Genomic DNA, 8,643 nt, shown 5'->3' with positions numbered 1-8,643 from the left:
GCGTGGGGGTGTGCAGAGGGGGATGTCGGGCTGCAGACCATGCCTGGTCAGGGGTGGTGAGCTGCGGATACACCATCAGGCGCCAAGGGTGCATGAACGGTTGTCGGCGGGGTTGTCGCGTCGTGAGCGTCGTGCTGAGCTGCGGCCGCCGGTCAATAGGACCTTGCCTCGGTCGGAGGCGGGCGCTCGTAGCCGCCTGGTGTTCGTCTGCGTGGTCACAGGTGGGAGAAGTCGCCTGCGTGGTGGGATCGCGGTGGTGATGATCGGAAGATGGCAGGACTCGGGGGACGCCGTCAGCGGCGTAAATGGCAGGCGATCGGGGCCCTGGGCGCCCTGGCGATCATGGCGAGCGCCGCGTACGTGATTCGGCAGCTGATGCACGGTGGTCTGGAACCGTCCGACACGGCCGGGCTGCTGGGCCTGCCCCTGGGAGTAGCCGGGCTGGTGGTCGCCGTGGTGGCGCTGCGCAAGCCCATCGAGGGCAACGACGCTGAACTCGCCCGCGGCTGGGCCGCAACTCTGGCCCAGCAGGTCGAGGCCGGGGAGAGCGGAGTGTGGCGGCAACTGCTGGGGGACGACACCCGCCGAATCAACCTCGCCTACACCCTGCATCCTGCTGCGGTCCGCCCGGCAATGGCGCCGGGCGCCGGACGCCTGATCACCGACGGCTCGGGCCCGGTGACGTTGCCCGACATCGTCACCTACTACCGCGCCACTCAGCCGCTGCGCCTGGTCGTCACCGGCGCCGCCGGCGCGGGCAAGACGGTCCTGGCCCTGGAACTGATGCTGGCCCTCATCGACGGCCGAGCAGAGGACGACCCTGTTCCGGTGCGTATCCCGCTGTCCCGGTGGGACACCGACCGCCAGTCGCTGCCCGAGCTGTTGCAGCAACGGCTGGTCGAGGCCTACGACTGGCCCACGGCCCTGGCGGCCGGCCTGGTCCAGCACGGCTTGGTGCTGCCGGTCCTGGACGGCCTGGACGAACGCGCCCCGCCGGCCCCCGACCGCTCCCCCGACCCAGCCGCACCCCGCGCCACCACCGTCGTACAAGCCCTCAACGCCTACCAACAGGGCCGTGATGCCGGGCCCCTCATCCTGACCTGCCGCACCCACCACTACGACGCCCTGACCCCGCACACCGAAGTCCTGGACGCCGCCCGCATCACCATCGCCCCTGTCGACGCCACCGACGCCCACACCTACCTCACCGACCGCGCCCTCCGTGCGGCCCGCTGGCAGCCCTTGACCGACCACCTGGCCGCCCACCCTGGCGGACTCCTGGCCACCGTGCTCTCCACGCCCTGGCGGCTGTGCCTGACCGCCACCGTCTACCACCGTGACGGCGACCCCGCCGAACTCCTCACCCTCCCCGACGCCGACACCCTGGACCAGCACCTACTGACCCGCTACATACCCGCCGCTACCCACACCGCTCCCAACCCCCGTGGCTACACGCCCGAGGACGTCCATCGCTGGCTCCATCACCTCACCACCTACCTTGCCCCCGCCAGCACCACTCCTGCGGGCGCGGAAGCCACCGACCTCGTCCTGCACGAACTATGGCCACTCGCCGGACGCACCCGCGTCCGCACCACCGACGCCCTCCTCACCTTCCTTGTCGTCCTCACCCCTCTTCCCCTCGCCTGGACTCCATCCCAACTGCCAGCAGGTGCCTCCGCCCTTCTCGGCTTCACTGCCGTCATCGCTGGGGGTCTTGCCACCACAACTCCAAGCCCCAAGAGTCCGGGCAACCCCTTCAAAGACCCATACCTACGCATAAGACTCGCAATTGGGCTCTCATGCTCACTCCTGCTCGGCCTCTTGGCCGGACTCACATCTGGACTCGTGGCCGGACTCACGACCGGACTCACGATGGGGCTCGCGATGGGGCTTCTGCCCGGGCTTGTGCAAAGGCCGGGCACGAGTCTCGGAGCTCGAGCTGTCTTGAGGAGAGACGCCTTGACCGGGCTCGTGCTCGGGCTCGTGTCTGGGCTCGCAACCGGGCTCATACTCGGGCCTTGGCTCGGGTTCGTACTCGGGCCCTGGTTCGGGCCCTGGCTCGGGCTTGTGATCGGCCTCTGGCTCGCATGCGGGCTCGGGATCGGCGCGGAGGCTTCGCGGCGGTATGTGGTGTTCCTGCTCTGCTCGCGCCGCCGTCTGCCATTCCGGCTCGGTGTGTTTCTGGACTGGGCCGTCACCGCGGGGCTCATGCGCTACAGCGGGCCCGCTTACCAGTACCGCCACCGCGAACTCCAGCACTGGCTCCGCCAACACCCCCAACCACCAGACCTGCCCTGACCACAGGGGGCGTCGCACCGCTGGAAGTCACCACGTAGCCCAACTCCGTCCGTGGGTGGGGTTGTGGGCGTGGTCGGGGGTGGGGTTATCGCATCGTGACGCTGGTCGGGCCCTGGTGGTCGGCGTTTCGGTCGGGGCCGGCTGCTGGCCTGTCTCGTATGCGCGGCGCCGCCGGTGGTGCCGTCTCGTACAGGAGGACCTCCGGGTGATGCTGAACGTGGACGCAGGTGGCGGGGACCGGCTGGCGTTGGCAGTGCTGGCGCAGTACCGGATGACCACGACGGAGCAGATGCATCTGCTGATCGCGCCGGAGGTGCGGATCGAGCAGACCCGGCGCCGGCTGGCCAAGCTGCGCGATGAAGGGCTCATCGAGCGGATCACGCTGCCTCAGGCGGGGCGTACGCGGGTGTGGTTCGCCACCCAGTACGGGGTACAGGTCGCTTCGGAGTGGCCGGAGCTGCGGGAGGTGCAACCGCCGCGGCTGATCGGTGACCGCACCGCCGCACGGCTACGGGTCGGGCATGCGCTGACGGTGACCGAGACCGGCCTCGCCTTCCTCCAGGACGCGCGTGGCCGCGGGGACGTATGTGCGCCGCTGGACTGGATCCCCGAGGTCTACCACCCCCTCGGGAGCGGGGAGGCCGTCATCCCCGATGCCCTGCTCTACTACCGGCGCAGCAAGCAGAACGGTGCGAGCTGGTCGATGCTGCGGGCATTCGTCGAGGTGGACCGGGCCACCATGGGGCCCGAGCGCCTGGCCGCGAAACTCACCGCCTACGCCCGGCTGTACGAGTACATTCCCACGCCGGCGCCCGGGACCCGACGGGCCATGGAGCAGCCGCCGGAGGAGAACTGGCGCCGACGCTACCCGCTCTTCCCCCGCCTGCTGTTCGTCCTGGACGGCACCGGCCCCGCCGGCATCAACAACCGCATCCACGCCCTCCAAGCCACCGCCCGGAAGCTGGTACCGGCGCCCTTCACCCAGCAGGTGCGCATCCTGATGGCCCCGCTGACCGACCTGCTCCGAGACGGGCCTTCAGCACCCGTATGGCATACGGTCCACGATCCCGACCACACCATCAGCTGGATGGACTGAATGCCTGTGTTCCTGAATCGCCTCTCGCCGTAGTACAGGACCGTTCCCGTCCTCTACCTCCGCCATCGTGGCGTGCGTGCCGTTCGCAATCCGCCGACAACATCGCAACAACAAGCAGCCAAGCAACGGATGCTTAGCTGCGGCTGGGACAACTGCGGAACGAGGGCAACAGCCATGCCCTGAAGAGCAGTTGTCGAGTCCTTGAGGGTCTGCAGGCGGTGGGAGGCATCCCAGGCCTGCGGCACGGGACCTGTGTAGGCCTAAGACAAGGGAGTGAAGCATGACGCTCGCGGAAAAGCCGAACGCGGGGGGCGTGGACGGTACGTCGTCACGCACCCGGACTCCAGACAGATGGAGCCTCGCTCGCCGCGTACGGACGGCGGTCCTCGCTGTGGCCATGTCCATGGGGTTGGTGTTCCTGAACGCCGGCTCCGCGTCCGCGTTGAGCCCTGGAGACGTGATCAAGACGGACCTCCTGCGCAACTGGGCGACCGGCCGCTGCCTGTCGCTCAACGGCATCTCAACCAGCGTGATCACCGACGGATGCAGTGGATCTGTCCGCCAGCAGTGGGCCTTGGTCTACCGAGGTACCAGCACGTACGACTACGTATGGATCAAAAATCCCTGGAGCGGCTGGTGTCTGACCCTGAACCACAGCGACCTCAGCGTCTCCCTCGCCGCCTGCGACCCCGAACGGCCCACCCAGCTGTGGGCCGGCGTAGGCACGAGCTGGGACCAGGTCGAGCTGGCCAACGGCACGCATGACGCGATACGCCTGGACAGCAACGCCAACGGTGACGTCTATCTCCTCCCGCCGAACGGTGGAGGCTACCAGAAATGGAAGTCGGGTTACTGACGAGGCTCCGGTGGGGGAAGACGGCGTAGTCCTCTTCCCCCACCGGTTATCCGTCAGCCCGCAAGGAGCGAAGGCCCTACACACCTGCGCAACAGCCGGGCTTGCGCAACACGCCGCTCACCACCCGCAGTGCACAGCACCAGCGCACCCCCGACCGAAACAGCGACCACGCGGGGTGCGCAGACCCCGACCACAACCCCGACCACGGAATGCGCAGGCCCGACCACAAGCCCAACCACCGCAGGCCACAGCAGTGCGCAGCCAGGCCGGAGTGTGCGCAACCGAGCACCGCAGCCTTGCGCACCAGCCCATCGCCACCGCCCCGCGGCAGCGGGAGCGCGGCCGTCCGAAGGGCTTGTGCCGGAACTGCTCCTGAACGTGGAAGGCGTTGAGCATGTCTTCGCCCTCGCCTGTCTGGTCGCTGCCCGAACCGATGCGCGCCGCACCGCTCAACGACCCGGTGCTGCCCGCGGGGTAGGCGGCGCAGCCGAAGACGGGACCAACGGCGTGCCGCTGTTCGGGACGGTTGCCTAGCGGGGCAGCCGGCAGGTACGCCAGCCACGGCCGTCGCGGACCAGGGCGCCCCGCAGTTCCAGGTTCTTCAAGTGGTAGACCACCGACGCCGTGCTGCTCAGCCCCACCGCCGCCCCCAGCTCGCGCACCGACAGCCCTTCCCCGCGATCAGCGATCGAGCGGCGGATCCGCGACAGGATCTCTTCCTCACGCTCGGTCAGATGCTCCGGCCGGCGGTTCACCGGGCACCCTCCAGCACCCACAGTTCCCGGCCCTGGCGGCGCAGTTCCGCGCGGGCCGCGGGCACCGCGACGGCGGTATGCGACCAGTACGGGTGCCAGCGCAGCCGGACCGACAACACGTAAAGGCGGCGGCGCAGCACCGTCGCCCGGGCCGGACGCGGCACGGCGAGCGCGTCATAGGTGCGGTACCAGTCCGCTTGCAGGCACACCAAGTCGTCAGGAAGGTCGGGGAGGTCTACGCGTTCCATCCCCCCATTGAGACATCTGTTCGATTTCTTGCGCAAGCGACACCCTGGAGAGCTTGCACATAGAATCGAATATATGTTCGATGATTTGCCGGAGGATCCTGCCCGGCTGGAGACACTGCGGATCTGGCACGCCTTCTGGTTGCAGCGCATCGACGCGAAGATCGCAGCCGTCCAGCAGCGCCAGCGCGAGCAGGAGCACGGCCGCCGCAACCGGCCGACGCCGCCGGAGTGGATCGTGGAGCTCGGCATCGGAGACGGCCGCCCGCCCGTCCAGATCCACGTCGGCGACTGCCACATGGCGGGCAAGCGCCGCCGCGCCGTCGGCCGCGGCGAAGCCCGCCGGCTCCTCGCGGCCGGGCTGCCCGGGTGCGGCCACTGCCGGCCCGACGTCCGGCTGCACATCCTCGACTTATCCGCCCGCACGCTCACGCCCTCCGCCCCGGCGCGCTGATCGAACACCTGTACCGCATGGTCGTTATGCTGCGTTCACGGTGATTCACCCCCATCACCCGGAACAGGAACCCGCCCGATGACCACCACTCCCCCGCCGGTCTCCGAACCCGACCCCTCCGCGCTGGTCTACTCCGGCAACCACGTCGGCCTGTGCGCCGGCTGCCAGCGCAAAACCCACCGGTACGGCAACGGCGGCTCGCCGCTGTGCTCGTGGTGCATGGCCGACGCGAAAGCACAGTGGGACGCACGCGTGCGCTACACCAACACTCGCCCACAGGAGCAAGGGCTCCCCGCACAGATCGCTACGGCGTACGACTGACCAGTCCGGCGGCGAACCACTGCACGAGGATGGCGGCCAGGTGTACCGCCATCTCTGCTTCCTGCTGTGTTTCGAGCCGGGTGGGGTTCTGCGAACCGTGCCGAGACGTCTGGCCCTGCCATAGGCGCCGCATCATGTCTGCCACAAGGACGATGTCCTCTCCGTTGGTAGCGGAGATCGCCGTGGCAAAGCGCTGCGGCGAATGGCCGATCACCTTCAGCATCGTCCCGAGAGTCGCCTTGGAGTTCTTCGGCTCGATCAGGGCTTGAGAGACAGACTCCACCGCTTTGATCGCTTCGCTGTACGCCTTGGACGGATCTGGATCGCGTCCGTACGCGCACTGCCAGGCTTTCGCCAGATGCTCGGCAGCTGACCCTGTCGTCTGGGTTCGAGCCGCGGACAATGCACTGCCAGCGGCTCGTTGCACGGTTTCGTCAACACGTCGTTCCAGGCCAGTGCGGGCTTCGTTCACGCGGTAAGCGGAGCCCCCGAGGGTCAGCATCTCTTGCAGAGCCGCAATGCTCGTATCACGCCAGCTAGGGCCGTAGATCCCGAGATAGCTGCGTCGGCCGCCGCTCGGGAAGGGCTGCACATCCGACGGCGCTGGCGCACTCAGGCGAAGCATTGAGTCGATGACGTCGATCAACTGGTGTCGGGACGTCCCCTCGGTCAGGAATCGCGCAGGTGAGTACATGCGCCCAGGGGGCACCGTCAGCCGCAGGTCCAGCGCGACCCTCTGCGCGTTCTCCTCGTCATCACCGAAAATGCCCCAAATCCACTGCCTCAGGGGCGTCTCAAGGTAGGCAGGGACACCCTCTTTGAGGGCCTCACCAATGGGCGGTTGGGGATCCGCTATCTTCGGATCGCGCCGCCTGCGGTCGCGCATGAACATGGTCAAACCCTAGGCCCGCGCACTGACACTCGGCTGAGAATTACGCCCCGCCGACAACCAAGGCCCACTCACTACGTACCTCACCGCAGGCCCCATGTGGCTTTATGGGCACGTTCCTCGTGTTGACACGATTGCCCGTGGTTCTGCCGAGCTATCACGTCTCAGGCGCGCAGACGGGGGCCAGAGCAGCCGCACACCGCCAGTGCTCTTCTAAGCGGAGCGGGTGAAGTTGGTTGCGTTGGGCAGGCGTCCCGTGGGGAGGGACGTCATGCAGAGGAGCCTCCGCGTTGAGTTGACCGACGATCAGCGCCGTGACCTGCATGCGCTGTTGAGCCGTAGGGACTTGACCGCCTATACGCGCCAGCGTGCCGAGTGCATCCGTTTCCTGGACCGCGGCAGGCCCGTATCCGAGGTCGCCGACTTGTTGGAGTGCCATCCGGTCACGGTCCGTGCCGCTGTCCATCGCTTCGCGGGCGGCGGGATCGCGGCGCTGCCCGATGCACCTCGACCGGGCCGTCCGGCAAGGCTTCTGGGGCCGGACGACCGGGCCGCGCTGGCCGAGTTGCTCGATGTCTCCGCCGAGGCGGGGATCACGTGGAGTGCGCCGGCCCTGTGCGACTGGCTGCGAGTCGAGCGCGGGGTGGAGATCTCTGCGGACTGGCTGTGCGAGCTGCTGCACCGCGAGGGTTTCCGCTGGAAGCGCACCCGCGACAGCGTGCGGCACAAGGCCGACCCCGTCCTCCAGCAGGCCGCCCGGGCCCAGCTGGAGGACTTGCGGCCTTGCGGCAGGCCGCACGCGCCGGAGAACGCGACCTGATCTTCCTGGACGAGTCCGGCTTCGCCCCGACGATGCCCACCGGCTACACCTGGTCACGCATCGGCCGACGAGCGGTGGTGCCGCGTGAGGACACCAGAAACCGCCGGGTCAACGTACTCGGCGCCAAGATCGTCGGCGTTGAGCCGGACCTCCTGTGGCAGCGCACCTGCGGGAAGATCGACGCGGGGACGCTGCTGGAGTTCGTCTGCGTGCACCTGGCGGGCCTGGGCGGTGGCTCAGCCGTGCTCGACCTGGCCGCCGACGGCCTCGGCATCGATGTGATGCCGGTCTGGGAACGGCGCAGGCCGTGCACGGTGGTGCTGGACAACGCCTCGGCGCACGTGGCCAAGGCGTTCAAGGGCCGCCGCCGTCAACTGGCGAAGATCGGGGTGGAGCTGTTCTATCTACCGCCATACAGCCCGGAGTTGAACGACATCGAGCTGGTCTGGCGGCAGGCGAAGTACGAGGACTACCCGCAGCGGGCCCAGACCACCACCGACTCCCTCGGCGCCGCCGTCGACCAGGCCATGACCCAGCAACGAAACCGGCTCCGAGCTTCAGCAAGGAACTTCACCCAAGCCGCTTAGCTGTTGTCTATCGCGTGCACCAAGGTCCAGACGAATGCGTACAGGGTCAGGCCCAGATAGATGGTGGCGCCCCAGGCCACTACGAAGCCCTGTGTAAAGCTGCGCTCCTCGGTCTTCCTGAGAAGCCAGACGTGGTAGACCAACGCGATAACCCCGAAAAGCAGGAAACCGCCACTGAGCCACACATGGGAGAAGGTGACGTCGTCAGGTCCTACGACATCTCTAGCGCAAAAGCTATACCTCACACTCTCCCTCCTCAGCGGCCGCGTTCGGCTCGCTCTGGGTTTCTGATCTCATCGCCGCAGCCCGGCTCCGGGAGAGA

General features: G+C 68.0%; 10 protein-coding genes. 7 read left to right on the top strand and 3 right to left on the bottom strand.

Annotation, left to right across the window (positions count from 1 at the left end; genetic code table 11):
• Positions 1–270: 270 nt before the first annotated feature.
• The 3 genes from HLK59_RS29415 to HLK59_RS29405 all read left to right on the top strand — a co-directional run bounded on the left by HLK59_RS29415 (position 271) and on the right by HLK59_RS29405 (position 4,250).
• Entirely contained in the window at positions 271–2,298 is a 2,028-nt protein-coding gene (locus HLK59_RS29415) for an NACHT domain-containing protein (RefSeq protein WP_171144565.1), read from the top strand.
• Between the two features lie 208 nt (positions 2,299–2,506).
• Positions 2,507–3,394: a replication-relaxation family protein gene (locus tag HLK59_RS29410; protein ID WP_171144564.1), complete on the top strand. Its 888-nt coding sequence runs from the start codon at positions 2,507–2,509 to the stop codon at positions 3,392–3,394.
• A gap of 280 nt (positions 3,395–3,674) precedes the next feature.
• On the top strand, positions 3,675–4,250 hold the full coding sequence (locus HLK59_RS29405; protein WP_171144563.1) for a ricin-type beta-trefoil lectin domain protein: 576 nt from the start codon (positions 3,675–3,677) through the stop codon (positions 4,248–4,250).
• Positions 4,251–4,780: 530 nt separating this feature from the next.
• Here HLK59_RS29405 and HLK59_RS29400 read toward each other — a convergent pair.
• Together HLK59_RS29400 and HLK59_RS29395 are read right to left on the bottom strand one after the other, a co-directional pair.
• The gene (locus HLK59_RS29400) at positions 4,781–5,005 is read right to left on the bottom strand and encodes a hypothetical protein (protein WP_171144562.1); all 225 of its coding nucleotides are present in this window, start codon (positions 5,003–5,005) and stop codon (positions 4,781–4,783) included.
• Positions 5,002–5,253, bottom strand: coding sequence for a hypothetical protein (locus tag HLK59_RS29395; protein WP_171144561.1), 252 nt, complete (start codon positions 5,251–5,253; stop codon positions 5,002–5,004). The genes HLK59_RS29400 and HLK59_RS29395 overlap by 4 nt, the downstream gene beginning before the upstream one ends.
• Before the next feature lie 73 nt (positions 5,254–5,326).
• Between HLK59_RS29395 and HLK59_RS29390 the strand changes: the two genes are divergently transcribed.
• Both HLK59_RS29390 and HLK59_RS29385 read left to right on the top strand, forming a co-directional pair.
• Positions 5,327–5,704, top strand: a complete 378-nt coding sequence (locus HLK59_RS29390; RefSeq protein ID WP_171144560.1) for a DUF6233 domain-containing protein — start codon at positions 5,327–5,329, stop codon at positions 5,702–5,704.
• Positions 5,705–5,782: 78 nt separating this feature from the next.
• On the top strand, positions 5,783–6,025 hold the full coding sequence (locus HLK59_RS29385; RefSeq protein WP_171144559.1) for a hypothetical protein: 243 nt from the start codon (positions 5,783–5,785) through the stop codon (positions 6,023–6,025).
• Here HLK59_RS29385 and HLK59_RS51310 read toward each other — a convergent pair.
• Entirely contained in the window at positions 6,009–6,917 is a 909-nt protein-coding gene (locus tag HLK59_RS51310; RefSeq protein ID WP_240982707.1) for a hypothetical protein, read from the bottom strand. The two genes, HLK59_RS29385 and HLK59_RS51310, sit on opposite strands and share 17 nt — an antisense overlap.
• A 268-nt stretch (positions 6,918–7,185) precedes the next feature.
• Here HLK59_RS51310 and HLK59_RS29375 point away from each other — a divergent pair, with 268 nt between their 5' ends.
• Together HLK59_RS29375 and HLK59_RS29370 are read left to right on the top strand one after the other, a co-directional pair.
• Positions 7,186–7,734 carry a helix-turn-helix domain-containing protein gene (locus tag HLK59_RS29375; RefSeq protein WP_171144558.1) on the top strand — a complete coding sequence of 183 codons (549 nt, stop codon included), beginning with the start codon at positions 7,186–7,188 and terminating at the stop codon, positions 7,732–7,734.
• The gene (locus HLK59_RS29370; RefSeq protein ID WP_171144557.1) at positions 7,698–8,321 is read left to right on the top strand and encodes a transposase; all 624 of its coding nucleotides are present in this window, start codon (positions 7,698–7,700) and stop codon (positions 8,319–8,321) included. The genes HLK59_RS29375 and HLK59_RS29370 overlap by 37 nt, the downstream gene beginning before the upstream one ends.
• Positions 8,322–8,643: the final 322 nt, after the last annotated feature.

Origin of the sequence: Streptomyces sp. S3(2020) (assembly GCF_013044505.1) — a bacterium.
In the GTDB taxonomy this organism is placed as follows: Bacteria; Actinomycetota; Actinomycetes; order Streptomycetales; family Streptomycetaceae; genus Streptomyces.
The sequence above is the reverse complement of the archived record's forward strand: the minus strand, read 5'-3'. Positions and strand labels throughout refer to the sequence as shown.